We start from the raw sequence: 26643 nt of genomic DNA, 5'->3' as shown, positions 1-26643 counted from the left end.
TTCGGTTGTTCAGGCTCCTCCGCCGGCAACGCCGGACACCTGCGTCGAAAGGCTCTCCCGAAACAGGCGATTGAGATCGGCAACGACGCGAGCGGCATTGTGCCTTTCGCTCTGGCCGAGATTGATGCGATCGGACGCCGCCTGCTGGAACGCCATGTAGCCGTCGTGCCGCGGCCTCACCCAGGCATCTTCGAGCGTGGCCCGGGTGTCCTTGTAGAAATTGCCGGCGGCGGCGTTGACGGCGGCATCCGTCCAGGCTGCCGCATGGCCGGGCTGGCCGCCGGCCGAGGCGTAAGGGCCGCGCTGCACGTCACCGCTGGCGATCCAGTAGGCGAAGTCGATTGCCGCCTGCCTGGCCTTCGAAAAGGCCGACACGGCAATGCCGGTGCCGCCGAGCGCCGAGCCGATCGGGCCGGCATTGCCAGCGGCCGGGATATCCGCGAAAGCCAGGCGGTTGGGTCGAAACCCGGCGATGGCATAGGAGACATAGCCATAGATCAGCGGCGCGCAGGCGATCCGCGAGCCGGATCCGGCCATTTGCTCCAGAACCGCGATCGGATCCATGCCAAGACAGGCCGGGTCGACGAGGGCTGCGATCTCGCGCATCATCTCGAAGACCTGCTTGCCCGCTGCCGGATCCACATGGTCGCCAGGGCCTTCACCGGCGGGCCGGCCGAGATTGCCGGCAAGCGTGTAGAACACCATCAGCGAATGCGGCGGCCTGAGCGGCAACAGCACGTGGCCTTGCCGGGCCAGATCGAGGGCATCGGCCCAGCTCGCCGGCGCAGCCGAAAGCATGTCGGGCCGCCATGCCTGCACCTGGCTGGCCGCGTCGATCGGAAACGCCCACTGCCGGCCTTGCCAGTCGTAGCTCGGAAAGGACCGGCCGACACTGCCCGCCGCAAGTGCTGCACGTTCGGCTTCCCGGCCGGCGACATCGAGCGGCGCCAGGCAATTCTCGGCGGTGATCTGGCCGACATGCGGATGGTCGACGACGATCAGGTCGTAGGCACGGGCCAGTTCCTCGACCGGGAAGGATTCGAAATCCTGCAGCGAGCGCTTGTCCCATTCAACGGCGATGCCAGTTTGTTGCTTCCACAGTCTCGAACAGGCGACCATCGGGTCATAGCCGCGCGGATGGCTCCAGGTCATGCCTTTGAGCGTGACGTCGCTCACAGCCCGAACTCCACGCGGATTTTTGCGCTGTGCTCGCCGATGCGTGGCGCGGCCCGCTCGACCTTCGCGCGGATGCCGTCTACCCTGAGCGGCGAGCGCGTGGTGAGGATCGAAACATCATCCTCGCGCGTCACCGTCTGCAGCATGTCGAGGACCTGGAAGCCTTCGCTGGCCATCATTTCCGGCCAGGTCAAAACCTTGGCGCACCAGATGTCGGCAGGCTCGAGAATGGCAAGCCATTCGTCGACCGTCTTCGTTGCGATCTTTTGCGCGATGATCGCCTTGATCTCGTCGCGGGCGGTGAACCAGGTCGACGGCTGGTCGCGATAGGGCGCAAGCTCCTCGAGCCCGAGGAGATCGGCGAGTTTCGAGATCGGCGTCATGGCGATCGCCAGATAGCCGCCCTTGGCCGGATAGACGCCGTAGGGCGCCGAGAGATAGGCGTGCGCGCTGCGGAAGCTCGACCGCCGCGGCAGCCGGCGCCCGTCATTGAGATGCGTGGTCAGCACCTCGAACTGGAAGTCGACCAGCGCTTCGAGCAGGCTGGTCTCGACATGGCTGCCCTTGCCGGTCACGCCGCGCCGCACCAGTGCGGCGAGGATGCCTTGCGCGGCGGCGGAGCCCGCCAGCATGTCGGCGATCGCCAGGCCGAAGGGCACCGGCCCTTGGTCCTCGTCGCCGTTCAGCCACATCACGCCGGAGCGGGCCTGCGCCAGCAGATCCTGCCCGGGCCGCTTGACCCACGGGCCTTCCTCGCCATAGCCGCTGATCGAGGCATAGACCAGGCGCGGATTGATCTTGCGCACCGCCTCGTAATCGAAGCCCAGGCGTTCGATGACGCCGGGCCTGAAATTCTGGATCAGCACGTCGGCCTTGGCCAGCAGGCCGCGCAGCGCCGCAAGGTCGGCCTCGTCCTTTAAGTCGATGGCAAGGCTTTCCTTGGCGCGGTTGATCGCATGGAAAATGGTGGAATCGCCGCCGATCTCGGTGTCGCTGAGATAGAGCCGGCGCGACAGATCGCCGCCGTCCGGCCGTTCGATCTTGATGACGCGAGCGCCGAGGTCGAGTAGTCGCAGCGAGCAGTAAGGCCCGGACAAGAACTGGCTCATATCGACAACGATGAGCCCGGTCAGCGGCAGTTCGGCAATGGCAGCCATTGCCTATTTCTCCGTCTTGCCGGCGAAATCGGCCGGATTGCGGTACTTCACCGTCTGCAGGTGCTCGCAATAAAGCACGAGCTCGCCTTCACCCTTGAAGACTTCATAGCTGGCGCGGATCAGCCCCATTTCCTTGTATTTTGGCTTCTTGTCGAGGTTGGAGCGGATCGAATAGATCGTGTCGCCTATGAACACCGGCTTGATGAAGCGCAATTTGTCGTAGCCATACGAAAAGGCGTTGATGCAATTGGTGGCGACGAGACCGAGCCCGGCTGAGAACACGAAGGCCCCTGCCACCAGCCGCTTGCCGAAAATGCCTTGCGTCTCGGCGAACATCTGGTCCTGCACGTATGGATGGATGTCGAGCACCAGCGTGTTGAAGAGATGGCTGTCGCCCTCGGCAATGGTCCGGCGCAGCGAGCGGATCTTCTGGCCGACCGGCCAGTCTTCGTAGAACCAGTTCTCCGCGTTCCAGACGGGAAGGTCGGCGTGATTCCTAGGCATGTTGGCGGGGTGTGTCGATGCCACGCCCACGGTTGGCGCGAAACCGCTCATGACGACTTCCTCTGGGAGCGGGAATCGTCCATCAGGGCGCGCCGCAGACCAGCGAAATGCATGATCGATCCTCCCGTCAATCTTCTTTTGTGAATAGTATTTTCACATATGGGGTTGTGTTGCAAGCGTGAACAGGCGAAATTTTGCCTGCTCCGTCGGGGCCAATGCCGGCGGAACAAGGGAGGAAGTGATGCAGAATGCCTGTCTGGTTTTCGTCGGCAGCCTCAATCGCGACGCCCCGTATTTTCAGGGCGCGCGCGGCATCGGGCTGGGTGTCTACAGTTTCGACGAAGGGACGCTGCAGACGAAGAAACTGGCCGAGACGGGAGACATCGACAATCCCACCTTCCTGTCGGTGACGCCGGACGGCTCCCACATCTATGCCAACTCAGAAGTGTTCACCTGGCGCGAAGGGGTGGTCTCGGCCTACCGTTTCGACAGGCAGACCGCCACGCTGTCCTACATCAACAAGCAGCCGACGCTGGGCAGCATCACGGCGCACAACGCCATCACGCGCGACCGGACGAAGCTGCTGGTCGCCAATTACGGCATGGGCGAGGGCGGCCCCGATCGCTCGGTCGTGGTCTATGGGTTGGGTGAGAATGGCGGCCTGACAGCGCCGTTGTCGAGCGTTGCCCATAGCGGGACCGGACCAGATCCTGCCCGCCAGGAGCGGCCGCATGCCCATAGCGTAACCGAGACGGTTGCCGGCGGCATGGCGATCGTCGCTGACCTCGGCATCGACCGGCTGGTGTCCTATCGCATCGGCTCAGACGGCAGCCTGACGAAGCTCGCCGAGTCGGCGCTTGCGCCAGGCGCGGGTCCGCGCCATCTCGCACTGCATCCGGGCGGTCGCTTCGTGTTCGTCATGAACGAGCTGGATTCGACGGTTGTCTCGCTGGCGCTGGACGAAGCATCAGGCAAGCTTACGGTGATCGACAGCAAGCCGGCCGTGCCGCCCGAGGCGCGCGACGGCAATCACTGCGCCGACATCCAGATCTCGCCTGACGGCCGCTTTCTCTACGGCTCCAACCGCGGCCATGACAGCATAGTGGTGTTTTCGATCGACCAGCAAACCGGCAGGCTTGCCCTTGTGGGCTATACGCCTTGCGGCGGCGCCACGCCGCGCAATCTGGCACTGACGCCCTCGGGCGGCCATCTGTTCTCGGCCAACCAGAATGCCGACCGCATCTCGATTTTCGCCCGTGATGCCGCAACCGGCCGGCTGACCGACACCGGCCGATCCATCGAGATTGGCACACCGATGTGCGTGAGGATCGTGCGTTGACGCGATCTCAGAACTCGAGCGCCTGCCTGAGTGCCGGGCCGCTCCTGACGCGCAAATCGAGGTCGGCCTCGATATGGTCGATGTGGTGCAGCATCAGCGCGCTGGCGCGTTCGGCATTGCCATTTTCCAGCGCCTCGAGGATCTGCGTGTGTTCGTTGTGGCCGCAGCTCGAGATGCCCGAGCGGCCATAGAGTGCGATCACCAGCGATGAACGAGCGACCAATTCCTCCATGAAGCGCTGCAGGATGACGTTTCCCGCGACCGACGCCAGAAGCAGGTGAAAATCCCCCGACGCCTTGATCTCCGATCGCCTTGCGTTCGGTCCGCGTTCGGCGATGAAACGGCCTTCTTCGTCGAGCTGGGCCTTGAACGCGGCGACATGCGCCGGCGTCATCCGTCCGGCGGCGGCAATCGCGATGCCTGGTTCGATGAGCCGGCGCGAAGCAAAAACCTGCCGCGCTTCCTCCGGCGACGGATTGGCGACGAAGGCGCCGCGATTGCGCTCGGTGCGCACCAATCCCTCGAAGGAAAGCATCTGCAGTGCCGCACGCGCCACGGTGCGGCTGACATCGAACAGCGTGCCGACTTCGCCTTCGGATAGCTTTGTTCCCGGCGCTAGCCGGCGATCGACGATCGCGTCGCGCAACTGGTCGCGGATCGCCTGCGCGCGATCCTCGTTGGCGGCCTCGATAGCAGGGAAGGTCTGGTCGGCAATGTTCATGGCAGTGGTCCTGCGTTCTTCTACCCTGAATCGCATCGCTTGGACGAGAGACAAAGTGAATACAGAGATGAAAAAGATTGCATACGATCTTTGCGAAGATCGGCGGCAATCGCCTATAATTTGTGCATTGCACAAGGGCGACGTATCGGCAGCTATATAGAGGCGGCCCTGATTTCTTCGAGGATTCAGTCGGTTGGTGCGGCGGCGCGCAACTGGCACGCATGATGCTTTGGCTAATCCGACCAAAGGGGAAGCTGGATGTCCAAAGCCGCCGAAATCGACATTGTGTCCGTTTCGAAAGTCTATGGCGCGACGACTGCCGTCGAAGGCATCAGCCTGAAAATCCCTGCGGGTACCTATTGCTGCCTGCTCGGTCCGTCCGGCTGTGGCAAGACCTCGACGCTGCGCATGATCGCCGGGCACGAGAGCATATCGAGTGGCGACGTGCGTCTCGGCAACACAGTGGTCACCGACCTGCCGCCGGCCAGGCGCGGCACTGCCATGATGTTCCAGTCCTACGCACTGTTTCCGCATCTCGACCTGATCGACAATGTCGCCTTCAGCCTGAAGATGAAAGGCGTCGGCAAGGAGGAGCGCCGCGCCAAGGCACTCGACATGCTGAAGCTGATGCAGATGGAGGCCTATGCCAGCCGCCGCCCGGCGCAGCTTTCCGGCGGGCAGCAGCAGCGCGTTGCTCTTGCGCGCGCATTGATCACCGATCCCGAGGCGCTGTTGCTCGACGAACCGCTTTCGGCGCTCGATCCTTTCCTGAAGATCCGCATGCGAGCCGAACTGAAGAAGCTGCAGACGTCGCTCGGCATCACTTTCGTCCACGTCACCCACAGCCAGGAAGAGGCGATGGCGCTGGCCGACCTGATCGTGGTGATGAACGATGGCCGTATCGAGCAGGCGGCGCACCCTCGCACGGTGTTCGAGCGGCCGGCCACGGCCTTCGTCGCTCGTTTCATGGGCGACCACAATGTCATCTCCGGGCGCGTCGCCGGCAGTCGCGACGGCATGGTCGTTTTCGATGTGCCCGGCGGCGTCACGCTCGCGGCCAGCGGGCAGGGCAGGGAGACCGGGGAACCCATCGACATCGCCATTCGCACCGACCACGTGCGCATCGGCGAGCCGCCGGCAGCCGGGCTCGGCTTCACCGGCATCGTTTCAAACGTCGAGTACCGCGGTTCGACCGTGAAGCTCTCGGTCAATGGCGCCGGCATCGAGGATTTCACCGTAATCGTCGACGACACCAGCTTCTTCGCCAGCCCGGTTGCCGTCGGCGACGCAGTGCCGATCGCCTGGGACGCCGAGGACGCGATCGTCCTTGGTCGTCTCGATTCCTGAAATCCAGCATAACCAATCAAAACAGGGGAACTGAACATGACCAACACCACCGACAAGAAGACTGGAATATCGCGACGTTCGCTGCTCAAGACAGGTGCCGCCGCCGTCGGTTTCGCCGCCGGTTCCGGCGCCATATCTGGCTTTCCGACCATCTGGGCGCAATCGAACATCACGCTGCGCCAGTTCGGCACCGGCGTATCCAACCTCAATGCCATCGCCGACAAGTGCAAGGCCGATCTCGGCATCACGCTGGAGATGACAGCAACCGATTCCGACGCCGCCGCACAGCGCGCCGTGACGCAGCCCGACAGCTACGACATCGCCGACATCGAATACTGGATCTGCAAGAAGGTGTTCCCGACAGGCGTCCTGCAGCCGATGGATGTCACCAAGCTGAAATATTACGACGAGCTGGTGCCGCTGTTCAAAACCGGCAAGCTGGCGCCGGACAGCGTTATCGCCCAGGGCACCGCGCCGCACACGGTCGGTTACGTCGAGGCGCAGGACAGCAAGGTCTTCGCCAAGGCGCCGACCAACTGGTTCACCATGGTGCCGACGATCTACAATGCCGATACGCTCGGCATCCGCCCCGACCTCGTCGGCCGCGATATCACCACCTGGGCCGACATCATGGATCCGGCCTTCAAGGGCAAGACCGCCATCCTCAACATCCCGTCGATCGGCATCATGGATGCGGCGATGATCATGGAAGCCACCGGCAACATCAAATACGCCGACAAGGGCAACATGACCAAGGAGGAGATCGACAAGACGATCGACTTCCTGATCAAGGCCAAGCAAGCCGGCCAGTTCCGCGCCTTCTGGAAATCCTTCGACGAGAGCGTCAACCTGATGGCTTCAGGCGAAGTGGTGATCCAGTCAATGTGGTCGCCGGCCGTGGCCGCGGTCCGCTCCAAGGGCATCGCGTGCCGGTTCCAGCCGCTCAAGGAAGGCTACCGGTCCTGGGGTGGCGGGCTTGGCCTGGCAGCCCATCTCTCCGGCGCCGAACTCGATGCCGCCTATGAATACATCAACTGGTACACGTCCGGCTGGGTTGGCGGCTATCTCAACCGCCAGGGCTATTACTCGGCCAACATGGTGTCGGCCAAGAAGTTCATGTCCGAGGACGAGTGGGGCTACTGGATCGAAGGCAAGCCGGCAAAGGGCGATATCCTGTCGCCGGACGGCAAGGTCATGGAAAAGGCTGGCGCCGTGCGTGACGGCGGCTCTTTCGAAGAGCGCATGGGCAAGGTCGCCTGCTGGAACTCGGTCATGGACGAAGACCGCTACATGGTGAAGCGCTGGAACGAGTTCATCGCTGCGTAGGTACAACGTCTTCCCCTTCTCCCCTTGTGGGAGAAGGTGGATTGGCGCGCAGCGCCAAGACGGTTGAGGGGTGCCGGCCGGAGCGCTGTTGGTGCCAAGCTGGAACACCCCTCATCCGACCGAGCTTCGCTCGGCCACCTTCTCCCACAAGGGGGAGAAGGAAAGGCGGCTTCGCCGCATCGCTGACTTATACCGAGATGTTCATGACAGCCGCGCTCGAACGCCCCGCCACCGCCGCCGCCAAACCCGCCAGACGCCGCCGGCTCTCGATCGGCGCCCTCGTCCCCTATCTCCAGGCAACACCACTTGCCCTGATCCTCGGCGCGTTCCTCCTGCTGCCAATTCTGATGATCGCCGTGGTCTCATTCTGGGATTACGATTTCGCAGCGATGTATCCGGATTTCCTGACCACCAATTATTCCGACACGCTCGGCTCCTGGGTCACCTGGAAAACCTACCTGAATACGCTGAAATACGCCGCCATCGTCTGGGCGCTGACGCTGTTCATCGGTTTCTGGGTCGCCTATTTCCTTGCCTTCCATATCAGGACCACGGCCATGCAGATGGTGCTGTTCCTTGTCTGCACGGTGCCGTTCCTGACCTCCAACATCATCCGCATGATCTCGTGGATTCCGGTGCTTGGCCGCAATGGCCTGGTCAACTCGACGCTGGTGCAAATGGGGCTGATCCCGAAGCCGATCGAATGGCTGCTCTATTCCGAATTCGCCGTGGTGCTGGCCATGGTGCATCTCTATACGCTGTTCATGGTGACGCCGATCTTCAACACGCTGATGCGCATCGACAAGTCATTGATAGAAGCCGCGCGCGACGCCGGCGCTTCCGGCTGGCAGGTTCTGTGGAACGTCGTCATTCCGCTCGCCAAGCCCGGCATGGCGATCGGCACCATTTTCGTCGTCACCCTGGTGATGGCCGACTTCTCGACGGTGCAGGTGATGTCCGGCGGGCAGAGCGCCTCCGTCGCGCTGATGATGAAGAACCAGATGTCGCTGCTGCAATATCCGGCAGCCGCCGCCAACGCCGTCGTGCTCTTGGTGCTGGTGCTGCTGATGGTCGCGGGCATCCTGCGCATCGTCGACATCCGCAAGGAGCTGTGAGGCGATGAGCCAGGACAAGCGCACCCTCGAATTCTATGTGTTGGCGGCGTTCTTCGGTCTTTTCGTGTTGTTCCTCTACGGCCCGCTTTCGGCGATCCTGATCCTCTCTTTCCAGGGCGAGAACGGCGGTCTGACATTTCCGCTGAACGGCGTGTCGCTGCACTGGTTCGCCAATTTGTTCGAGCGCCAGGCGGTCGGCGACTTCGGCGGCAGCTTCAAACGCTCGCTCGTCCTTGGCCTGATGGTGATGGTCGTCACTGTCGCCGTGTCGCTGCTCGCCGGCCTGGCCTTCCGGCAGAAATTTCGCGGCGCAACCGCACTGTTCTATCTGGCCGTCGCCAGCCTGGTCGTGCCGTCGATCATCATCAGTCTCGGCATCGGCGTCGTCTTCCAGCAGATCGGCTTCCGCCCCGCCTGGTACACCTCCGCTTTCGGCGCCCATCTGACCTGGACCTTGCCTTTCGGCGTGCTGATCATGTTTGCTGTCTTCAACCGGTTCTCGCCAGCCTATGAGGAAGCCGCGCGCGATCTCGGAGCATCGTCGTGGCAGACCTTTGCCCATGTCGTGCTGCCGATGATCGCGCCCAGCCTGATCGGCGTCGGCCTGTTCGGCTTCACTCTGTCATATGACGAGTTCGCCCGCACGCTGATGACCTCGGGCACGTTCAACACGTTGCCGCTCGAAATCTACGGCATGACGACGAATGTCACGACGCCGGTGCTCTATGCGCTGGGCACCGTGACGACCGTGTTTTCCTTCCTGGTGATCCTGCTGACGCTCGGCGCAATCGTCTATGTCGGCCGCCGCCGCGAGCGTGCCTGACAGTGCAGATCCTCGTCGTCAATCCAAACACCACCGCCAGCATGACCGATACTATCGCGGTCGCCGCCCGATCGGTCGCTGCTCAATCGACGAAGATCGTTGCCGTCACCTCGTCGATGGGACCTGTATCGATCGAAGGCTATTACGATGAAGCACTTGCCGTGCCCGGCCTGCTGGTCGAGATCGCCGCCGGCGAACGCTCGGGCGCGCAAGCCGCGATCATTGCCTGTTTCGACGACACCGGCCTCGATGCCGCGCGCGCCATGGCCAACATTCCGGTCATCGGCATTTGCGAGGCATCGCTCAGCACGGCCTCGTTCATCGCCCAGCGCTTCACCGTCGTCACCACCACCGGACGTTCGCGCGTGCCGGTCGAAGGGTTGGTGCAGCGCTATGGCATGGCAGGGCGCGCGCGTGTGCGCGCCGCCGACATCCCGGTTCTTGCCCTCGAAGATCCGGCGTCCGACGCACTGCTCAGGCTGCGCAACGAGATTGCGCGCGCCATCGACGAGGATCGCGCCGAGGCGATCGTGCTCGGCTGTGCCGGCATGGCCGATCTGGCGGCGGCGCTGCAGCGGGAATTCGGGCTTCCGGTCATCGACGGCGTGGGCGCTGCCGTGAAACAGGCCGAGGCCTTGATCGCCCTTGGCCTGACGACATCCAAGCGCGGCGCCTATGCAAGCCCGTTGGCAAAGTCCTATCATGGCGCGTTGAAATCCTTCGCGCCTGGCGCCGCCGAGTGATCGCAATGCCCCGAACGATCCGAACGCTCGCACGTGAAGAAGTGCAAACCCTTGTCGATTGGGCGGCGGCGGAAGGCTGGAATCCCGGCCTTAACGATGCCGCGCTGTTTCAGGCAGCCGACCCGCAGGGCTTCATCGGTGCCTTTATCGATGGCGAGATGGCGGCCGGCATTTCGGCCGTTGCCTATGGCGACGGTTTCGGCTTCATCGGCCTCTACATCTGCCGGCCGGACAAGCGTGGCCAAGGCCATGGCAAGGTCGTTTGGGATGCCGGCATAGCGCGGCTCGGCAAGCGCACGATCGGCCTCGACGGTGTCGTCGAACAGCAGGCCAACTACCGCAGCATGGGTTTTGCACCGGCCTACCGGACGATCCGGTTCATGGGGTCACCGAATGTCCCGGCAGCCGTCGGCAACGACATTCGCGCCATAGGGCCGGAACTCGTGCCGGACATACTGGACTATGACCGCCGCTTCTTTCCCGGTCCGAGGCGATCCTTCCTGGAACACTGGCTGCGCCCGCCGCATATGGCGCTTGCGATCCTCAAGCACGGCGCCATTGCGGGATACGGCGTCGCGCGCCAATGCCGGGACGGCTGCAAGATCGGCCCGCTCTTTGCCGACAGCCTGGACGCGGCAAGCCATCTCTTCGCCGCGCTCGCGCACATGTCCGGTCCCGGAAACGTCCATCTCGACGTTCCCGAAACCAGCCGGCAATTTGCAGACTTGCTGTCGTCCGCAGGCCTTCAGCCGGGCTTCGAGACGGCTCGGATGTACAAGGGAAAGGCGCCGCAGCTCGTGCAGTCCGGAGTTTTTGCGATAACGACGTTGGAGTTGGGGTGAGGCGGTACAAGCCGACTTCCAGTGCAAAGTCGGGCAACAGGACTACGCGGTCTATTTCTCCTGAACTGAAATGCCGGAATCGTCGATGCGAAGTTCCACGCCTTTCGGCCTAGTCTCCTCGCGATAAACGTAAATCCCCAACGCAATAACGGCGACGGCCAAAGCGCCGATGATGAGATAAAGATAGTTCTGCTTCATCCGCTGTCGTTAACAACATGATGTGGGCGAGTCTAGCAGTTCGGGTATCAGGACGGCGGCCGGAGACGCACGTCGATCAGCCATCCAGCCGGTCGCGCAGCATGCTCCAGGGGAGCACCATGTTTGGTGCATGCCGCATCAGGCTATGGAACGGGATCGGCGACGGCGGCGCAAACGGCAGCGGCAAATCCTGAGGTTTTGTTCCATCAGCCCAATCCGCAAGCACCTTGCCCATCGCAGTGGTCATGGCGATGCCGCGTCCGTTGCACGCCAAGCCGGCGATCAGCCCGGGGCCGAGATCGACGAGGTGCGGCAGGAAGTCGGGCTCGACGGCAGCCATCCCCGACCAGCTGTATTCAAGCGGCGGGATGTCCGGGAGATCGAGATGCCCGGCAAGCCGCCGCCAGATCGCCCGCGGCACCCGCGTGTCGGCACCGGGGCCAAAAACATGCATGCCGCCGGTGATCAGCCTGTTTTCGCCGTCGAAGCGGAAGGTGAAGAGATTGCGTCGTGTGTCGCCGACGCCTTGCCCGCCAGGAAGCAGGCGAGTGCGTATTTCGCGCGGCAGCGGCGCTGTCGCGATCTGGAAGATTTTCAGCGGGAAATAGGTTCGCTGCAACGCCCGATCCAGCGCTCCGCCATAGGCGTTGGTGGCGACCAGCACCTTTCCTGCGCGTACCGAACCGGAGGCCGTCTTCAAAGCCCAACCATCGCCTATGTGATCGATCGACGCGACACGCGTATGCTCGAAGATGCGCGCTCCGGCCTTTTCCGCCGCGTCGGCCAATCCGCGCGCATATTCGACCGGATTGAGGACGCCACCCGATCTGTCGATCCAGCCGCCGAGATAACCGCGAACGCCGGTCAGCTCTTCGACCGCCTGTCTATCCAGCGCAACAGCCGGCCTTCCGCGTGGTGCCCATTGTTCGGCGCGCGATCTGGTCTTTTGCAAAGCGGCCGGTGAATGGGCTGGTTGTATCCAGCCGCTCTGGACGGCATCGCATTCGATGGCATGCCGCCTGATCAGGTCGAAGACGAGGTCGGCGCTGCCGGCGGCGAAATCTACAAGGCGTTCGCCGCGTTCGGGCCCGAGCTGGGCAATGATATCGTCGGGGTCTCTTTTCGCGAAATTCGGCACGACGAAGCCGGCATTCCTGCCGGTTGCCCCCCAGGCGATGATTTCCGCCTCGAGGACGGCAACCGAGATGCCTTTCTCGGCACTGTGCAGCGCGGTGGAAAGGCCTGAAAACCCGCCGCCGACAATTGCCAGATCGACATCGAGTGCGCCTTCGAGGGTGGGCCGGTCGCGGCGACTGCGGCTGACGGCATGCCAAAGGGAAACGCCGCGCGGCCGGGTCACAGCGTTCATGAGCCGCTCTCGCTCGGGGCCACGCGTGCACGCTTGCCGAACTTTGGACGCCGCGGCCTGTCGCCAAACAGGCCGTTCGGCCTGACCAGAAGGATGACGCACAGCATCACGCCGATGGCGACGATCTGCAGCGAAGCGGCGCGGGCCTGCTGTTCCGGCGAGAACAACATACTGGTCAAGGCTCCCGATCCGGCCCATATCGCCCAGACCAGGATGCTGCCGATGACGGCGCCGATGTTGCTGCCCGAGCCACCGACGATCAGCATCACCCAGACCTGGAAAGTCAGCGCCGGCAAATAATTGTCCGGGGCGATGAAGCCGGTGAAATGCGCCTGCAGCGCACCGGCAAGCGCCATGATGGCGCCACCGACGGCAAAGGCCTGGACGCGGTAGAACCGTGCGCTTTTGCCTAGGGATATCGCGGCCCGCTCATCCTCGCGAAGCGCCTTCAACACGCGCCCCCACGGGCTGCGCGACAGATGCTCCAGCGCGAGATAGACGATCAGCGTCACCACCGAGACGATCGCAAGGTTCGAAAGGTTGAACAGCAAAGGCGTTTCGGCAAGACCGCCGAACGGACGCGGAATGAAGCCGATGCCGAACGGCCCGCCGGTCAGCTTCTGGGCATTGAGCGCTACCAGTTGCACGACGACGGCGACGCCGAAAGTAGTGATCGCCAGATAGTCCGATCTCAGACGTAGCGTGGCAATGCCGGTGATGGCGGCGGCGACGCCGCCCAACAGCATGGCGCCAAGCCAGCCGATAAGGATCGGCAGGTCGAAGCCGCCCAGGCGCGCGGCATCGTCGGGCGTGGTCAGCAGCGCCGAGGTGTAGGCGCCGATGGCAACGAAGCCGGCGACCCCGACATTGAAAAGCCCGGTCAGCCCCCATTGCAGATTGAGCCCGAGCGTGATGAGCGAAAAGATCAGCGCGGTGGTCAGGAAGAAGGCGCCGTAGCCGAGCAGATCCATCAGCGTTCCCTCACTCCGAAAAGGCCGATGGGCCGCACGAACAGCACCGCCATCAGGATGATGAACGAGACGGCTGCCCGCCATTCGGCGCCGATCAATTGCACGGCAGCCGCTTCGGCCATGCCGATGATCAGGCCGCCGAGAACGGCGCCGGGCACGCTGCCGATGCCGCCGAGGATGGCGGCCGCGAACATCGGCAGCAGCATCTCGAAACCCATGAACGGGCGGATCTGGATGAGAATGCCGATCATGACGCCGGCGACGCAGGCCAGCGCGCCACCGATGATCCAGGTGACGCGCACCACCCTGGCGACGTCGATGCCGACGATGCGGGCAAGTGCCGCGTTCTGGCTCAATGCCTGCATCGAGCGGCCGGTCTGGGTCCGCGTCATCAGGAGATGCACGCCGAGCACCAGCACGGCGGTCAGCAACAGCAGCGCGATCTGGTCCGGGGTGATGCGGATGCCGAAACCTATCGGCATGGCGATCTGGATCGCCCGGCTGAAATAGGTCGGACGCGAGGTGAAGATGAATTCGAGCAGGCTTCTCAGCGCCATCGAGGCGCCGAAGCTCGCCATCACCACGATGATCGCCTGGCCCTTGGCCCGCAGCCGCGCGAACAGCACGATGTCGAGCGCCAGCGCCAGCAGGCCGGTGGCCGCCATGCCGATGATGAGTGCGACGATCAGCGGCCAACCGAAGGAGAGGGGCGCGATCGGCGCGATCTTGCCGAAAATCGCGCCAATGGCGCCAACCACGGCGAGCGTCGCATAGGCGCCCCAGGCCATGAAGTCGCCATGGGCGAAGTTCGAGAAGCGCAGGATCGAATAGGTGAGTGTCACGCCGATGGCGCCGAGGCCGATCATCGACCCTGCCAGCAGTCCGTCGACGACGAATTGCAGGTTCATGCCGCGCTTCCTTGTCCAAGGTCGAGGCGGCGCTGGCCAAGATAGAGTTCAGCGACGACCGGGTCGTTCCAGAGCTCGGAGGCGACGCCCTGGTGCCGCTCCTTGCCCTCGACCAGCACATAGGCGCGGTCTCCAATGGCAAGCGCTGCCTTGGCGTTCTGTTCGACCAGCAGAATGGTGACGCCGGACTTTCGGATGCCGGCCAGCATCTCGAACACCATCGCCACGAATTTCGGCGACAGGCCGGCCGACGGCTCGTCGAGCACCAGCACCTTGGGATGGACGATCAACGCCCGGGCGACGGCCAGCATCTGCCGCTGTCCACCCGACAGATTGCCCGCGGCCGTTCTGCGCTGACGGGCGAGATCGGGAAAGGCCGCATACATTTCCTCGATGCGGGCTGGGACCTCGCGCGGCCTCAGGATGCCGCAGGCGACCCTGAGATTGTCCTCGACCGACATCAGCGGGAAGATGTTCTCTGTCTGTGGCACGAAGGCAAGGCCAAGGCGGACCATGATGTGAGCGGGCGACGCCGTGATATCCTTGCCGTCCAGCAGCACCGTGCCGCCGGTGATCGGGACAAGGCCGGCGATGGCCTTGATAAGGCTCGACTTGCCGGCGCCGTTGGGACCGAGAACGACGACGATCTCGCCCTGGTCGACGGTGATCGAAGCGCCGCGCACGATCGGAACGCCAGGCTCGTAGCCGGCTTCGAGATCGCGGACATCGAGTACCTTTTGGCTCATGCCGTGCCTCCGAGGTAGGCCTCGATGACGCGCGGATCGCGCGCCACCTCCTCCGGGGTGCCTTCGCACAGAAGCTGGCCGCTCGCCATGACCAGCACGCGGTGGCAAAGCCGCGTCACCATGTCGATATTGTGCTCGATCAGCAGGAAGGTGATGCCGCGCGCATTGATGTCGCGGATGCGGTCTATAATGATCTCGAGCAGGGTTGCGTTGACCCCGGCCGCCGGCTCGTCGAGCAGGATGATCGCCGGGTCGGCCATCATCACGCGGGCCAACTCGAGCAGCTTGCGCTGGCCGCCTGAAAGCACGCGCGCAGGTTCGTGCGCGAGGTGAGCGATCGTGACGAGCTCGAGCAGTTCGACGGCTCTTGTCTCGGCAGCCCTTTCTTCGGCAGCGACCCGCCGGGGCGTCAGGAAATTGGCGAGCAGTTTTTCTCCGGCCTGCCCTTGCGCGGCCAGCATGACGTTTTCGATCAGCGTCAGGTTAGGCAAGGGCCGGGGGATCTGGAACGTGCGGCCAAGGCCGCGGCCAATGCGGCGATGGGCAGCCTCCCCCGACACCGATACGCCGTTGAGGAGGATTTCGCCGCTGGTCGGCAGAATGCTGCCGGCGAGCAGGTCGAACATCGTGGTCTTGCCGGCGCCGTTCGGGCCGATAAGGCCAAGTATTTCGCCCGGCCGGACGTCGAACGAGACATTGTTGACCGCGACCAGGCCGCCGAAGCGTTTGACGACGTTCCTGGCCGTCAGAACCGGCGTGCGGATCTCCTCCTGCCGTTCCGTCGTGTCGCCCATCAATCCCTCAGGCCGAAAAGCGATCCTGGTCGCCTATGATTTGATTTGTGATCACGCTTGCTTTGATCACGCTATTCGGCTTTAATTTCTTCCGCAAGCCGAAAACGGCCAAGACCGGGATTGCCTATGCAGAAGGCCGCCATCGAAAAGAACAATGAGATGATCGCAGCCCAGCTTACGCCGGTCGGCCGCGAGACCGTGCAGGATCGCGTCTATTCGGAGTTGCGCCGCGCCTTGATCGGCGGTCTTTTCGAGCCGAGCCAGGTTCTGACCATCCGCGGCCTCGCCGACGCGCTGGTCACCAGCACCATGCCGGTGCGCGAGGCGCTCGGACGGCTGATCACCGAGAAGGCACTGGAAGCGCTTCCCAACCGTTCGGTGCGCGTGCCGCCGATCACGCTGGAGCGCATCGACGACCTCTTGCGCGCCCGTTCTCTGATCGAGGGCGAAGCGATCGCGCTGGCCGCCACGCGCATGAACCCGCGCCAGATCGCTTCGGTCGAAGCCATGCTCGGCGAGTGGGACGAGATGCGGGCGCTGAAGCACAAGAAGGATATCGACCGCGAGGCCACGCTCAACCAGAGCTTCCATTTCGAGATCTACCGTTGCTGCGGTTCCGCCGTGCTGATCCCGATGATCGAGAGCCTGTGGTTGCAATCCGGGCCTTGCATCCGCGTTGCCATTTACGCCTTCTCCGACGCCGGCGAGGTCGATACGGCCCACTACCACCGCAGCATCGTCGCAGCGCTTTCCAGGCAGGATGCGCAAGCGGCGCGCGAGGCGCTGGTGGCCGACATCAGCCGGCCCTTCGCCTTTCTGCGCGACAAGCTCCAATCCACAAGCAAGGAAGGATTGAGGGCATGACGGTGCCTGGCATCAACATCACCGAGCCACACTCGATGCTTTCCGTGACCGCGCTGCTGTTGCCTGAAAAGGCGCCCGACAACGCTGCCTTCCTGCTGGCGTATCTCGAGCAGCCGCGCGTCGTTGCCGGCATCCATGCGATGTGGACGGGGCCGGAAATCTCCTGCCCGGTTCCATCAGCCGAACTTGAGGGCCAAACCTATGCCAGGCCCTTGCCGGCGGAGAACGCAACGCTGACGCCGCAGCCGGGCGACATCGTGTTGTCCTACGTGCCGCCGCGCATGTGGGGCGGCAACCCGAATGCCATCTTTGACGTCGGCCTGTTCTACGGAGCGGGTGCACGCCTGCTGTTCCCGATCGGCTGGCTTGCCGGAAGCGTCGTCGCGCAGGTGGTGCCTGAGGATCGCGATAAATTCGCAGCCGCTTGTGGCGTGATCCGCCGCAACGGTGCCTGCGACATCACCTTCACCCGGGTGGAGATCTGAATGGCTGAGACCGACGACAGTTTCGAACTCTTCGACCTTCGCGTCGAGGCGGTTATCCCCGAGGGCAAGCCGATCTATTGCGGCGCCAAGCCCGGCGACTATTTCGAGTTGAAGGGCGAGATGCTGTCGATGCCGGCGGGGCAAGGTTTCTCGATCTATTCCATTGCGGCAGTGTTGCCGCTTCTGGCCGCAAAGCAGCGCCCGACCCACAGGAACGACTGGATGACGTCGGACGCCGAGATCGCTTGCCCGGATCCCAATTGTGCCAGCCGGCTCCGGATCGTCAGGACCGGCAAGCGGCGGTTCAGCCATGCCGAAACGACGGCGGTGCCGCTGCCGAAGGAGAATGACCGGAGATGACCGCCAAGGCTTTCGAGCTCAGCCCCGGCTATACGATCTCGCGCGTTATCCGCGGCGGCTGGCAGCTTGCCGGCGGGCACGGCGCGATCGACCGCCAACAGGCGGTAACTGACCTGATCGCCACCTTCGACGCCGGCATCAGGACGTATGATTGCGCCGATATCTATACCGGTGTCGAAGAGCTGATCGGCGCGGCGCGCCTGCGCCTTGCCAATGAGCGTGGCCTCGACGCTGCCACCAAAATGAAGGTGCACACCAAGCTGGTGCCTGACCTGGAAAGGCTTTCCAATATCAGCCGCGACTACATCAGAGGCATCGTCGAGCAGTCGCTGCGGCGGCTGAAGACCGAGCGGCTCGATCTCGTGCAGTTCCACTGGTGGGACTATGCGCTGCCCGGCTACGTCGAAGCGATGGGCTGGCTCAACGAAATCCGCAGGGAAGGCAAGGTGCGCAACATCGGCACCACGAACTTCGACACGCCGCGGTTGGCCGAGATCCTGGCCGCCGGTGTGCCGCTGGTCAGCCAGCAATTGCAATACTCGGTGCTCGACCAGCGGCCAGCCAACAGCCTTGCAGCGCTCGCCAGCCGGCACGGCGTCAGTTTCCTCTGCTACGGTTCGGTGGCGGGCGGCTTCCTCAGCGAAAAATGGCTTGGCGCTGCCGAGCCGCAGACGCCGCTCGAAAACCGATCGCTGGTCAAATACAAGCTGATCATTGACGACTTTGGTGGCTGGGAGCTTTTCCAGGAGTTGCTTCGCACACTGAAGGCCGTCGCCGACCGCCACGGCGTCGATATCGCCACCATCGCCAGCGCCTGGGTGCTGGAGCAGCCGCAAGTGGCGGCCGTCATCGTCGGCGCCCGCAACCAGGCGCACGCCCTTGCCAATGCCAGAATCATGGACGTCGCGCTCGATGCCGACGACCGGGCGAGGATCGCTGCCCTGATCGCGCAAAGCCGTGGGCCGCTGGGCGACGTCTACACATTGGAACGCGACCGTCACGGCCGCCACGGCTCGATCATGCATTACAATTTGAATGCAGGCAGGAAATGAACGCGGCCACGGACGAAAAACCTTCCTTGCTTTCCCGCGCCAGCGCCGAGGTGGTCGATCTCCACCGCTTCTTCGTCGACTGGTTCAATGCGGCGAGTGCGGACAATGCAGATTTCAACCGGTTCGAAAGCGTCATGGGCGAAGGCTTCCAGATGGTTGCGCCGGACGGTCAGGTCCTCGATCGTGACGCGGTGCTTGACCATGTCAGGGCAAGCCGCGCCACCTCGGATGGCGATTTCAGTATCTCGATCGAGGATATCCGGGCCGGCTGGCAGGCAGGCGACACGATCGTCGTCTGCTACATCGAAACGCAGCAGCGGGCCGGCAAACATAGCCGCCGCCGCTCGAGTGCCGTTTTCACCACCAGTTCATCGGCGCCCAACGGCGTCGAATGGCGACATCTGCATGAAACCTGGCTGCAGATGCCGGAAGGCTGAACAGGCTCAAGACATCAATGAGAGTCGTGTAACAAAAGGGGAACAACAATGAAAAAGACCATACTTCAGATCACCACCGCGCTCGCACTGCTGACAGCGGCCGGCGCAGCGCAAGCCGCCGATTGCAAGATCACCGTCGGCCTCGTCATGGAACTGACAGGCCCGGCCGGCGAGTACGGCCAGGCCGGCGCCAAATCGGTCGAGATGGCCTTCCGCGACATCAACGACGCGGGCGGCGTCCGCGGCTGCGATCTCGCGACCGACACGCGCGACAGCCAGAGCCAGGGCAACATTGCGGTCGACGCCGCGACGCAGCTCGTGCAGGTCAAGAAGGTGCCGGTGATCATCGGCGGCATCATCTCCTCGGTGTCGATCCCGATCCTGACCTCGGTCACCGCTCCGGCCAAGATAGTCCAGGTGTCGCCTGCTTCCTCGTCGCCGACGCTGACGGCGCTCGGGCGCGACGGCAAGACCAACGGCATCTTCTTCCGCACCATCACATCTGATGCGCTGCAGGGCGTCGCTGCCGCCAAATATGCCATCGACAAAGGCTTCAAGAAGCTGTCGGTCATCCACGTCAACAACGATTTCGGCGTCAACATGGTGGCGGAATTTTCGCGCGCCTATAAGGCACTCGGCGGCACCATCGTCTCCGACACGCCCTACAATGAAAAGCAGTCGAGCTATGCCTCGGAGGTAACCGCGGCCATGGCCGGCGAACCGGACGGGCTTTACCTCGTCAGCACGCCTGTCGACGGCGCAACCATCGCCCGTACCTGGATTTCTCAGGGCGGTGTCCAGAAATTCCTGCTCAATGACGGCATGAACAGCCCGGACTTCATCGAATCCGTTGGCGCGGATTACCTGAAGGATGCGTACGGCACTTCCTCCGGCACCAGCCCGACCGCATCGACCGAGTATTTCACCAAGAACTACAAGGAATTTTCGGGCATCGAACCGTCGAACCCGGCGGCCGACCGGTCGTATGATGCCGGCGCCATCGTCGGCTTGGCCATCGCCATTGCCGGCTCCGAGGATCCGGCCAAGATCAAGGAGGCTATGTACAAGGCGGTCGACCCGGCCGGCACGCCGATCTATGCCGGCAAGGACGAGTTCGCCAAGGCGCTCGGCCTGATCAAGGATGGCAAGCCGATCCGTTACGAAGGCGTCATCGGCCCGGTTGCCTTCGACAAATACGGCGACATCACCGGCCCGTTCCGCCTCTGGAAGATCGTCGATGGCAAGGTGACGACCGACGGCGAAATGACCACGGATGACGTCAACGCCCTGCAGGCGAAGCTTCAGTAAGCCGCCTATGTCTTGTTCGGCATCGATCCCATTCCATTGAGGTTGATGCCGGACACTTGCATGTCCTGTTGCTGGTTAGGCCGGCCTGGAAACGACCACCGCACCAGCCGCCGGCATGATCCAAGGGCAGGCATAGTAATCGGCGATGCGATTTATGGTCCCGCCGGCGGCTTCGATCCGAACTGGATGGGCCGGCTTCCAACCGTTTTCGCCATGGTGGAGCACGAGCAGCACCGCCTGGCCATCGATCTCGCCAACCGCCATTTTCCAGGTCGTCGAGGCTCTTTCATATTCAACGAAGTAAGGTGATTCCGACAGCCTGCCCTTGAAGCAATCCGCGACACGCAATTGTGCGTCGGCGCTGGTCAACGCCCGTACCCCATCCCAGTCGCGGCGGTTGAACAGTTCGACATAGCGGCTGAGCAATTCCAGGAGTTCCGGATCGCGTTGGGGCTCCGAACGGACGATTGGCTCGCCTGACAAGGCGGCCAATTTCGAACGGCCACGGCTCAACGCAGCCTTGACGCCGCCCACAGTCGAGCCGACGAGGTCGGCGATCTCTTCCAGCGAATAGTCGAAGACGTCCTTGAGCAGGACGCAGGCGCGTTCTTTGGGCGGCAGGTGGATCACCAGCCGTTCGATCGCGCGATCCGCGCCCTGGCCCGCCGGCTCGACCGGCAGGATGATCTCGTCTTCGGCGAAATTGGCCTCCGCATGCTGACGCACCTGCCGGCTTCGCAGAAAATCGATGCAGCGATTATGTGCAATGCGAAACAGCCAGGGGCCAAGAGCACTCGCATCGTCCAGCTTCTCGATCTTCCGATAGGCCTCGAACAGCGCCTCTTGCATCACGTCTTCGGCGTCGAGCGTTGAACCGGTCATGCGTGCACAGTAGCGGTGCAGCCGTCCACGCAAATGCGCGACTGTCTCCAGAAAACCGGCGTAGCGGACGTCGAAAAGCCCGGTCGGGTCAAGTCTTGGCTGCATCTTCATGGCATACGGATCATAGCGGGACATAGGTCAACGTAATGACGCCGTTCTTGAAACGGTGGGTATCTATAAGCTCCAGTCTGACCAGGGACGGGTCGACATCCTGGAAAGCGCGTTTGCCATGGCCGACGCGGGTCGGCACGATCGAGAGCTGATACTCGTCGACAAGCCTGTTGGCGAGCAGCGTCTGGTCGAGATTGCTCACTCCGTACTTCAAAATGTTGCCGCCGGCCTGCTGCTTGATCCTGGCAATTTCGGCAGCGATGTCGCCTTCGATCAGCGACGCGTTCCAGCTCACTTCCTTGAGGCTGCGCGACGCGACGAGCTTCTTCAGCCCGTTCATGCGATCCATGTACTTGCTGCCTTTGACCTGCGGCCAACGCGCCGAAAACATTTCGTAGGTGACGCGGCCGAGCAGGAAAAAATCCGCCTCGCCGGCCTTTTCATAGGAGTGTTCCTTCATCTCCTCGTCGAAGAACGGTGACGCCCATTCCATTGGTGCTTCGATGACGCCGTCCAGCGAAATGAAGCTGCCCACGATCAATTTTCTCATCGCGTGTCTCCGGTTGCGCAACAGGCATCCCGTTGAACCCCAAGAACCGGCGCAAACGAACCGGCCCGACGGATGACCACAGGATGCAGTGCCTAAGACGTTTCCGGTTCGACTTTGGATACGCGTGAGAATCGTTTGAGCTAATAAAGCGGCTTGGCCATGTGCCGGGGCGTCGGCCACTCCGTCGTAATCCCCGGCTGCACCGGCCGCTCGAGATAGGTCGAGAGCACGACGTAGCTTCGCGTCGAGGTGACGCCGGGTGTTTCGTAGAGGCGCGACAGCAGGCCTTCGAGTGCCCGCGTGTCCTCGGTGCGGACCTTGATCAGCATGCATGTGTCGCCGGCCACCGAATGGATCTCCTCGACTTCGGGGTGTTCGGAGATTGCCATCAGCTCCGGCGTCTTTCCCCACCCCTTTGTGTCGATATGGACGAAGGCAAGCAGCGGCTTGTGCACCGCCTTGGGATCGATGATGACCGCGGTGTTGCGGATGGCGCCGCTGCGCCGGAGACGCTTGACGCGTTCATGGGCTGCCGGCGGTGAAAGGCCGACGCGGTCGCCGAGCTCGGCATAGCTGATCGTGGCGTCGTCGACCAGAACGCCTAATATTTTTCGGTCGGTTGCATCGATATCGCGGGCGGCAGGCCTGTTCTGCGGAATGCCATCTGTTTCTTCATCCATAATGAAATTCCCTATTGATGCAGAATTTAATACGGCCATTATTGCCATATGTCGAACACTGATCAAGTCGCCACATTCGCAGCGGCGCCCAAGCCGCCAATCCCGGCCCTCGCTTACCTGCTGACGGGGTGCATTGCTGTGATCGGCTCGAACTCGCTGGTGCTCGGTCCGATCGCGCCGGCAGTGGCCGCGTCCTTCGGCACAAGCGTACCGGCGGTTATGATCGCGTCGGCCGCGTTCGGGCTCGGGACGTCGGCAAGCGCCTTGTTCCTGGCGCGCTATATCGATCGGCTTGGCGCCCGCCGCATGCTGCAAGGGGCGTTGCTGCTGCTGGCGGTAGCGCTCGTCGCCAGCGCCGCTGCGCCGACCGTGACGGCGCTGGTCGCGGCCCAGCTTCTCGCCGGCATCGCTGCAGGTGTCGCCATGCCGGCAATCTATGCCAGCTCCGCCGCGATTGCGCCGCCCGGCCGCGAAAGCGGCACCATAGGCGTCGTGCTGACTGGCTGGACGCTGAGCATGGTCGCCGGCGTGTCGCTGTCGGCCGTACTTGCCGATCTGGTACATTGGCGTGCCGTTTTCGCGGCGGTCGCGGTGCTCGCAGCACTCGCATTGGCCAGCCTGGCTCTGACGTCGCTCAGCGATGTCAGGAAGAGCGGTCCGGCGCCGACGCCACTGGGCGCCTTGAGCGTTCCGGGCATCGTGCCGCTGCTGGTCGCCTGCGCCGCCTTCATGACCGCGTTCTACGGCATCTATGGCTATCTTGGCGATCACCTTCACAATGGCTTGGGACGGCCGGTCAGTGCCAACGGGCTGGCCGCGCTCGCCTATGGCGCCGGATTTGGCGCGGCGGCGCTTCTTGACGGCGTTATCGATCGCCTGGGTGCGCGGCGTGTCATGCCGTTTGCCTATCTGCTCGTCGCGGTCGTCTATGTCGCGATTGCCGCGGCAAGCAGTAGTTTTCATCTGACCATAGCGGTGATAGCCGTCTGGGGCCTTGCCAATCATTTCGGGCTGAACGTCCTGGTGATGCGCCTGTCGGCGCTCGACCCTGCGCGTCGCGGCACGATTATGGGTTTGAACAGCGCGGTGACCTATCTTGCGGTGTTCGTCGGCACCACGGCGTTCGGACCGCTCTATTCCACGTGCGGTTTTGCAGCATCGGCGGTGATTGCAGCTTTGCTCATGCTAATCGCTGCTGCGGTAGCGGCGTGGCGTTCGCCGAACCTATAGCGCAGCAAGGCTTGCTTCTCGGTCCCGTCCTTCGATAGATGCTTGGCGGATGAACAATACAACGCTTGAGACAACCGCCGATCCCTTGCCGCACGAGTTGGCTTTTCTTGGAGAGCGGCTTACGGCGTTCAACGACGGTGATGTCGGTGCCTCCGGCAGGAAGACACTGGCCGTGTTCGTGCGCGATGAGCACGGCGCTATTGTCGCCGGCATCTCGGGATACACCGCCTGGGGCTGGCTCTATGTGCAATGGCTCTGGGTCGATGAAAAACTGCGCGGTCACCGCATGGCTGGCAGGATGCTCGAGGCGGCCGAGAGGGAGGCGATCGCGCGCGACTGTCACGGCGCCTGGATCGACACGTTCAATCCCAAGGCCGCCAAGGCCTATGAGCGCCAGGGCTATCAGCCCTTCGGCGTGCTTGCCGATTTTCCCGTCGGCCGCAGCCGCATCTTCCTGCAGAAGAGGCTGAAGCCTGACTAGCCGGCAAGGCGTCCGCCGCACATCGGCTGGGGCACGCCGGTCGTACTGGGGAAGCTGATCGGCAAGCCCCTGAGCACGCGCACTGCCAGGAACGCAAAACACTCCGCCTCCACCGCATCGCCCTTCCAGCCCATCACCTCGGCCGGCACGGCCTCGACACCGGCGCGGCTGGCAAGCATGGCCATGATCGTTGGATTGTGGCGCCCGCCGCCGCTGACCACCAGCCGCTTCGGCCGGCGCGGCAGGAGATCGAGCGCCTTGCCGACGGCGGCCGCGGTGAAGGCCGTCAGCAGTGCTGCACCATCCTCGGCGTTCATCCCGTCCGCCATCGAGGCGCCGAAATCGAAACGGTCCAGCGATTTCGGGTAGGGTTTGGTCAAATACGGATGCTGCAGGAGCTTGGCCAGCCGTGCCTCGTCGACCGTGCCGGCGCGGGCAAGGGCGCCGTCGCGGTCCATTTCGCCGAGCCCCTTCGATTTGATGAAATCATTCAGCGGTGCGTTGGCGGGCCCGGTGTCGAAGGCAACAACATTGTCCGTGCCGTCCCACCAGGTGATGTTGGCGACGCCGCCGAGATTGAGTACCGCCGTGTCGCCGGTGGCGTCGGCTTCGCGCAGCAGCGCGGCGTGATAGGCGGCCGACAGCGGCGCGCCCTGGCCGCCGGCGCGCATGTCGGCCGAGCGGAAGTCATAGGCGACCCTGGTGCCAAGGATGGCATGCATCAGCTCGCCGTCGCCAAGCTGGCGGGTCTGGCCCAGTCGGCCCACTTGCGGGGCACGGTGCAGCACGGTCTGGCCGTGGAAGCCGACGACCCCTATATCGGCCATCGTCAGCCCGTGGCTTTCGACCAGATCCTTGACCGCCGCGGACTGGGCGCGCGTCAGCGCTTCCTCTGCCTCGTGGAAGATTGCCGGTTCCGGCCCTGTGAAATTCCAGCTCCTTGCCTGCCGCAGCGTCTCTTCCAGCAAGGTCCGGATCGACTGCGGGTAGGGGGCCAGCGTGTAGATGCCGAAGTCGTCAATCCGTTCGCCGTCGGTCTTGATCAGCGCGACATCGATATTGCCGTCCAGCACGGTGCCGGTCATCAGGCCGACGGCCCAGATTGGTTCCATCATTTGGCTCCTAAGCTCCGTTGACGAGATCGCCGACCGACTGGCGAAGCGTAACAATCCCGCTGTTGAAATGACGTGTCGGATGGATCCGGTTGGTGAGCAAGGTCCAGGCTCTGCCTTTGTCGAAGTCGACCCACAGCCCGACACCGGTAAAGCCGGTATGCCCGATGGTTTCGGGGCTGCATACCCGGCCGCCGGACCAGCCTTCGTGGGGTCGCTCCCAGCCATGGGTGCGGGTTGCCGACAAGGGCGTGCGCATTAGCGCGATCGAACGCTGCGACGCGCCGGTCCCGTCCAGCAGCCCTTGCGCAAAGTCGAGGACCGAAGCCGCCGTTCCGAACAGGCCGGCGTGACCGGCACCTTGCAAGGCCGAGCAATTGTCGTCGTGGACTTCGCCGCAGAGCACGCGATGGCGCCATGTGCAGTCTTCGGTCGCCGCCGCTTGATCCGGTTCGGCGGAGAACGCGAAGCCCGGACCGGGATCCATGTCGCGAATGGTCTTGCCAGACAGGCGCTCCAGGACGAAGCCGAGCAGGATGAAGTTGATATCGGAATAGACCGGCTCGCCAGCCTGCCATTCGCGCTGCAGGATGAAGGCGCGCAGCAGGTCCGGATCGTGGCCATAGGTGTAGATCGGTGCGACGGCGGGAAACGGTGTCTGATGGCCGAGACACTGGCGAAACGTTACGTTCCGTTCCCAGGCTTTTTCGTCATATTGGCGAAGGTCGGGCAGGACGGAAATCAGCGGCGCGTCGAGGTCGATGAAGCCTTCTTCCGCCAGTGCCAGGATACGCGACGTGGTGAAGATGACTTTGGTCAGGGATGCCAGGTCGAACCATGTCCCGACATGCATCGGCCGTATCTTGGGCACGACTTGGGCTGAGCCGATTGCCCGGACGATGCGTTCGCCGTCCCCGTCAACTGTGCCGAGCACGCCGCCCGGAATGCGCGATGCGGCCACGGCCGCTTCGAGCGGGGCGAATGCGCGGGAGAAGAGATCATGGTCGATCAA

General features: G+C 63.3%; 30 protein-coding genes. 15 read left to right on the top strand and 15 right to left on the bottom strand.

Translation table 11 applies throughout. The features are described from left to right. Positions 1–9: 9 nt before the first annotated feature. The 3 genes from NKI17_RS02130 to NKI17_RS02120 are packed head-to-tail and all read right to left on the bottom strand — an operon-like array spanning position 10 to position 2888. Positions 10–1152, bottom strand: coding sequence for an extracellular solute-binding protein (locus tag NKI17_RS02130; protein ID WP_352575676.1), 1143 nt, complete (start codon positions 1150–1152; stop codon positions 10–12). 20 nt (positions 1153–1172) lie between these two features. Further along, positions 1173–2333, bottom strand: a complete 1161-nt coding sequence (locus NKI17_RS02125; protein WP_352569300.1) for a CaiB/BaiF CoA transferase family protein — start codon at positions 2331–2333, stop codon at positions 1173–1175. Between the two features lie 3 nt (positions 2334–2336). After that, on the bottom strand, positions 2337–2888 hold the full coding sequence (locus NKI17_RS02120; protein ID WP_023676078.1) for a MaoC family dehydratase: 552 nt from the start codon (positions 2886–2888) through the stop codon (positions 2337–2339). A gap of 190 nt (positions 2889–3078) precedes the next feature. Here NKI17_RS02120 and NKI17_RS02115 point away from each other — a divergent pair, with 190 nt between their 5' ends. Further along, on the top strand, positions 3079–4176 hold the full coding sequence (locus NKI17_RS02115) for a lactonase family protein (RefSeq protein WP_352569302.1): 1098 nt from the start codon (positions 3079–3081) through the stop codon (positions 4174–4176). Between the two features lie 7 nt (positions 4177–4183). Here NKI17_RS02115 and NKI17_RS02110 read toward each other — a convergent pair whose 3' ends face one another. Continuing rightward, on the bottom strand, positions 4184–4897 hold the full coding sequence (locus NKI17_RS02110) for a GntR family transcriptional regulator (RefSeq protein ID WP_023676076.1): 714 nt from the start codon (positions 4895–4897) through the stop codon (positions 4184–4186). Positions 4898–5155: 258 nt separating this feature from the next. Here NKI17_RS02110 and NKI17_RS02105 point away from each other — a divergent pair, with 258 nt between their 5' ends. From NKI17_RS02105 to NKI17_RS02080, 6 genes are all read left to right on the top strand, one after another. Next, positions 5156–6244: an ABC transporter ATP-binding protein gene (locus NKI17_RS02105; RefSeq protein WP_352569303.1), complete on the top strand. Its 1089-nt coding sequence runs from the start codon at positions 5156–5158 to the stop codon at positions 6242–6244. A gap of 36 nt (positions 6245–6280) precedes the next feature. Then, positions 6281–7570, top strand: a complete 1290-nt coding sequence (locus NKI17_RS02100; RefSeq protein ID WP_023676074.1) for an ABC transporter substrate-binding protein — start codon at positions 6281–6283, stop codon at positions 7568–7570. A gap of 203 nt (positions 7571–7773) precedes the next feature. Further along, the gene (locus NKI17_RS02095) at positions 7774–8685 is read left to right on the top strand and encodes an ABC transporter permease (protein WP_023676073.1); all 912 of its coding nucleotides are present in this window, start codon (positions 7774–7776) and stop codon (positions 8683–8685) included. A 4-nt stretch (positions 8686–8689) separates the two neighbouring features. Continuing rightward, complete coding sequence (locus NKI17_RS02090; RefSeq protein ID WP_352451583.1) at positions 8690–9508, top strand: ABC transporter permease; 819 nt, start codon at positions 8690–8692, stop codon at positions 9506–9508. A 2-nt stretch (positions 9509–9510) separates the two neighbouring features. Then, complete coding sequence (locus NKI17_RS02085) at positions 9511–10251, top strand: aspartate/glutamate racemase family protein (RefSeq protein WP_023676071.1); 741 nt, start codon at positions 9511–9513, stop codon at positions 10249–10251. Between the two features lie 5 nt (positions 10252–10256). Beyond that, positions 10257–11093, top strand: a complete 837-nt coding sequence (locus NKI17_RS02080) for a GNAT family N-acetyltransferase (RefSeq protein WP_352569307.1) — start codon at positions 10257–10259, stop codon at positions 11091–11093. Positions 11094–11144: 51 nt separating this feature from the next. Here NKI17_RS02080 and NKI17_RS02075 read toward each other — a convergent pair whose 3' ends face one another. The 6 genes from NKI17_RS02075 to NKI17_RS02050 form a co-directional block, all read right to left on the bottom strand. Then, positions 11145–11291, bottom strand: a complete 147-nt coding sequence (locus NKI17_RS02075) for a hypothetical protein (RefSeq protein ID WP_352452379.1) — start codon at positions 11289–11291, stop codon at positions 11145–11147. 76 nt (positions 11292–11367) lie between these two features. Beyond that, positions 11368–12660, bottom strand: coding sequence for an NAD(P)/FAD-dependent oxidoreductase (locus tag NKI17_RS02070; RefSeq protein ID WP_352782114.1), 1293 nt, complete (start codon positions 12658–12660; stop codon positions 11368–11370). Next, positions 12657–13634: a branched-chain amino acid ABC transporter permease gene (locus tag NKI17_RS02065; RefSeq protein ID WP_352782149.1), complete on the bottom strand. Its 978-nt coding sequence runs from the start codon at positions 13632–13634 to the stop codon at positions 12657–12659. The genes NKI17_RS02070 and NKI17_RS02065 overlap by 4 nt, the downstream gene beginning before the upstream one ends. After that, positions 13631–14539 (bottom strand): branched-chain amino acid ABC transporter permease, encoded by a 909-nt coding sequence (locus NKI17_RS02060; RefSeq protein WP_352634462.1) that lies wholly within the window; start codon positions 14537–14539, stop codon positions 13631–13633. Before NKI17_RS02060 ends, NKI17_RS02065 begins: the two co-directional genes overlap by 4 nt. Continuing rightward, entirely contained in the window at positions 14536–15285 is a 750-nt protein-coding gene (locus tag NKI17_RS02055; protein ID WP_352452381.1) for an ABC transporter ATP-binding protein, read from the bottom strand. Before NKI17_RS02055 ends, NKI17_RS02060 begins: the two co-directional genes overlap by 4 nt. Continuing rightward, positions 15282–16079 carry an ABC transporter ATP-binding protein gene (locus tag NKI17_RS02050; RefSeq protein ID WP_352796150.1) on the bottom strand — a complete coding sequence of 266 codons (798 nt, stop codon included), beginning with the start codon at positions 16077–16079 and terminating at the stop codon, positions 15282–15284. The genes NKI17_RS02055 and NKI17_RS02050 overlap by 4 nt, the downstream gene beginning before the upstream one ends. Before the next feature lie 126 nt (positions 16080–16205). Between NKI17_RS02050 and NKI17_RS02045 the strand changes: the two genes are divergently transcribed. The 6 genes from NKI17_RS02045 to NKI17_RS02020 are packed head-to-tail and all read left to right on the top strand — an operon-like array spanning position 16206 to position 20585. Further along, on the top strand, positions 16206–16943 hold the full coding sequence (locus tag NKI17_RS02045; protein WP_352505374.1) for a GntR family transcriptional regulator: 738 nt from the start codon (positions 16206–16208) through the stop codon (positions 16941–16943). Further along, positions 16940–17428 (top strand): DUF3830 family protein, encoded by a 489-nt coding sequence (locus NKI17_RS02040; protein WP_031211593.1) that lies wholly within the window; start codon positions 16940–16942, stop codon positions 17426–17428. The genes NKI17_RS02045 and NKI17_RS02040 overlap by 4 nt, the downstream gene beginning before the upstream one ends. Continuing rightward, entirely contained in the window at positions 17429–17788 is a 360-nt protein-coding gene (locus NKI17_RS02035) for a TIGR04076 family protein (RefSeq protein WP_352472221.1), read from the top strand. Further along, complete coding sequence (locus tag NKI17_RS02030) at positions 17785–18840, top strand: aldo/keto reductase (RefSeq protein ID WP_352796148.1); 1056 nt, start codon at positions 17785–17787, stop codon at positions 18838–18840. Before NKI17_RS02035 ends, NKI17_RS02030 begins: the two co-directional genes overlap by 4 nt. Next, positions 18837–19277: a DUF4440 domain-containing protein gene (locus NKI17_RS02025; protein ID WP_352569313.1), complete on the top strand. Its 441-nt coding sequence runs from the start codon at positions 18837–18839 to the stop codon at positions 19275–19277. The genes NKI17_RS02030 and NKI17_RS02025 overlap by 4 nt, the downstream gene beginning before the upstream one ends. A gap of 48 nt (positions 19278–19325) precedes the next feature. Next, on the top strand, positions 19326–20585 hold the full coding sequence (locus NKI17_RS02020; RefSeq protein ID WP_352569314.1) for an ABC transporter substrate-binding protein: 1260 nt from the start codon (positions 19326–19328) through the stop codon (positions 20583–20585). Positions 20586–20660: 75 nt separating this feature from the next. Here the strand turns inward: NKI17_RS02020 and NKI17_RS02015 are convergent, their stop codons facing one another. From NKI17_RS02015 to NKI17_RS02005, 3 genes are all read right to left on the bottom strand, one after another. Continuing rightward, positions 20661–21578, bottom strand: coding sequence for a sigma-70 family RNA polymerase sigma factor (locus NKI17_RS02015; RefSeq protein WP_352575528.1), 918 nt, complete (start codon positions 21576–21578; stop codon positions 20661–20663). Between the two features lie 10 nt (positions 21579–21588). After that, complete coding sequence (locus tag NKI17_RS02010; RefSeq protein WP_023676056.1) at positions 21589–22128, bottom strand: dihydrofolate reductase family protein; 540 nt, start codon at positions 22126–22128, stop codon at positions 21589–21591. A gap of 140 nt (positions 22129–22268) precedes the next feature. Next, the gene (locus tag NKI17_RS02005) at positions 22269–22808 is read right to left on the bottom strand and encodes an Lrp/AsnC family transcriptional regulator (protein WP_352452390.1); all 540 of its coding nucleotides are present in this window, start codon (positions 22806–22808) and stop codon (positions 22269–22271) included. A gap of 48 nt (positions 22809–22856) precedes the next feature. Here NKI17_RS02005 and NKI17_RS02000 point away from each other — a divergent pair, with 48 nt between their 5' ends. After that, complete coding sequence (locus tag NKI17_RS02000) at positions 22857–24038, top strand: MFS transporter (RefSeq protein ID WP_352796145.1); 1182 nt, start codon at positions 22857–22859, stop codon at positions 24036–24038. Between the two features lie 49 nt (positions 24039–24087). Continuing rightward, the gene (locus NKI17_RS01995) at positions 24088–24519 is read left to right on the top strand and encodes a GNAT family N-acetyltransferase (protein ID WP_352796142.1); all 432 of its coding nucleotides are present in this window, start codon (positions 24088–24090) and stop codon (positions 24517–24519) included. Here the strand turns inward: NKI17_RS01995 and NKI17_RS01990 are convergent. Then, a complete protein-coding gene (locus NKI17_RS01990) occupies positions 24516–25631 on the bottom strand; it encodes an anhydro-N-acetylmuramic acid kinase (RefSeq protein WP_352796241.1) in 1116 nt (371 codons plus the stop codon). The genes NKI17_RS01995 and NKI17_RS01990 overlap by 4 nt on opposite strands. A gap of 10 nt (positions 25632–25641) precedes the next feature. Then, positions 25642–26643 carry a serine hydrolase domain-containing protein gene (locus NKI17_RS01985; protein ID WP_352569319.1) on the bottom strand — a complete coding sequence of 334 codons (1002 nt, stop codon included), beginning with the start codon at positions 26641–26643 and terminating at the stop codon, positions 25642–25644.

The sequence above is a fragment of the Mesorhizobium sp. M0816 genome (assembly GCF_040320005.1).
Classification (GTDB): domain Bacteria; phylum Pseudomonadota; class Alphaproteobacteria; order Rhizobiales; family Rhizobiaceae; genus Mesorhizobium.
Note: the sequence above shows the minus strand (reverse complement) of the source record. Positions and strands in the feature narration are given on the sequence as shown.

Coding starts and splice junctions, on each gene's coding strand:
- NKI17_RS02130 (WP_352575676.1), bottom strand. CDS start 1,152: ATGACCTGGAGCCATCCGCGCGGCTATGACCCGATGGTCGCCTGTTCG.
- NKI17_RS02125 (WP_352569300.1), bottom strand. CDS start 2,333: ATGGCTGCCATTGCCGAACTGCCGCTGACCGGGCTCATCGTTGTCGAT.
- NKI17_RS02120 (WP_023676078.1), bottom strand. CDS start 2,888: ATGAGCGGTTTCGCGCCAACCGTGGGCGTGGCATCGACACACCCCGCC.
- NKI17_RS02115 (WP_352569302.1), top strand. CDS start 3,079: ATGCAGAATGCCTGTCTGGTTTTCGTCGGCAGCCTCAATCGCGACGCC.
- NKI17_RS02110 (WP_023676076.1), bottom strand. CDS start 4,897: ATGAACATTGCCGACCAGACCTTCCCTGCTATCGAGGCCGCCAACGAG.
- NKI17_RS02105 (WP_352569303.1), top strand. CDS start 5,156: ATGTCCAAAGCCGCCGAAATCGACATTGTGTCCGTTTCGAAAGTCTAT.
- NKI17_RS02100 (WP_023676074.1), top strand. CDS start 6,281: ATGACCAACACCACCGACAAGAAGACTGGAATATCGCGACGTTCGCTG.
- NKI17_RS02095 (WP_023676073.1), top strand. CDS start 7,774: ATGACAGCCGCGCTCGAACGCCCCGCCACCGCCGCCGCCAAACCCGCC.
- NKI17_RS02090 (WP_352451583.1), top strand. CDS start 8,690: ATGAGCCAGGACAAGCGCACCCTCGAATTCTATGTGTTGGCGGCGTTC.
- NKI17_RS02080 (WP_352569307.1), top strand. CDS start 10,257: ATGCCCCGAACGATCCGAACGCTCGCACGTGAAGAAGTGCAAACCCTT.
- NKI17_RS02075 (WP_352452379.1), bottom strand. CDS start 11,291: ATGAAGCAGAACTATCTTTATCTCATCATCGGCGCTTTGGCCGTCGCC.
- NKI17_RS02070 (WP_352782114.1), bottom strand. CDS start 12,660: ATGAACGCTGTGACCCGGCCGCGCGGCGTTTCCCTTTGGCATGCCGTC.
- NKI17_RS02060 (WP_352634462.1), bottom strand. CDS start 14,539: ATGAACCTGCAATTCGTCGTCGACGGACTGCTGGCAGGGTCGATGATC.
- NKI17_RS02055 (WP_352452381.1), bottom strand. CDS start 15,285: ATGAGCCAAAAGGTACTCGATGTCCGCGATCTCGAAGCCGGCTACGAG.
- NKI17_RS02050 (WP_352796150.1), bottom strand. CDS start 16,079: ATGGGCGACACGACGGAACGGCAGGAGGAGATCCGCACGCCGGTTCTG.
- NKI17_RS02045 (WP_352505374.1), top strand. CDS start 16,206: ATGCAGAAGGCCGCCATCGAAAAGAACAATGAGATGATCGCAGCCCAG.
- NKI17_RS02040 (WP_031211593.1), top strand. CDS start 16,940: ATGACGGTGCCTGGCATCAACATCACCGAGCCACACTCGATGCTTTCC.
- NKI17_RS02035 (WP_352472221.1), top strand. CDS start 17,429: ATGGCTGAGACCGACGACAGTTTCGAACTCTTCGACCTTCGCGTCGAG.
- NKI17_RS02030 (WP_352796148.1), top strand. CDS start 17,785: ATGACCGCCAAGGCTTTCGAGCTCAGCCCCGGCTATACGATCTCGCGC.
- NKI17_RS02025 (WP_352569313.1), top strand. CDS start 18,837: ATGAACGCGGCCACGGACGAAAAACCTTCCTTGCTTTCCCGCGCCAGC.
- NKI17_RS02020 (WP_352569314.1), top strand. CDS start 19,326: ATGAAAAAGACCATACTTCAGATCACCACCGCGCTCGCACTGCTGACA.
- NKI17_RS02015 (WP_352575528.1), bottom strand. CDS start 21,578: ATGAAGATGCAGCCAAGACTTGACCCGACCGGGCTTTTCGACGTCCGC.
- NKI17_RS02010 (WP_023676056.1), bottom strand. CDS start 22,128: ATGAGAAAATTGATCGTGGGCAGCTTCATTTCGCTGGACGGCGTCATC.
- NKI17_RS02005 (WP_352452390.1), bottom strand. CDS start 22,808: ATGGATGAAGAAACAGATGGCATTCCGCAGAACAGGCCTGCCGCCCGC.
- NKI17_RS02000 (WP_352796145.1), top strand. CDS start 22,857: ATGTCGAACACTGATCAAGTCGCCACATTCGCAGCGGCGCCCAAGCCG.
- NKI17_RS01995 (WP_352796142.1), top strand. CDS start 24,088: ATGAACAATACAACGCTTGAGACAACCGCCGATCCCTTGCCGCACGAG.
- NKI17_RS01990 (WP_352796241.1), bottom strand. CDS start 25,631: ATGGAACCAATCTGGGCCGTCGGCCTGATGACCGGCACCGTGCTGGAC.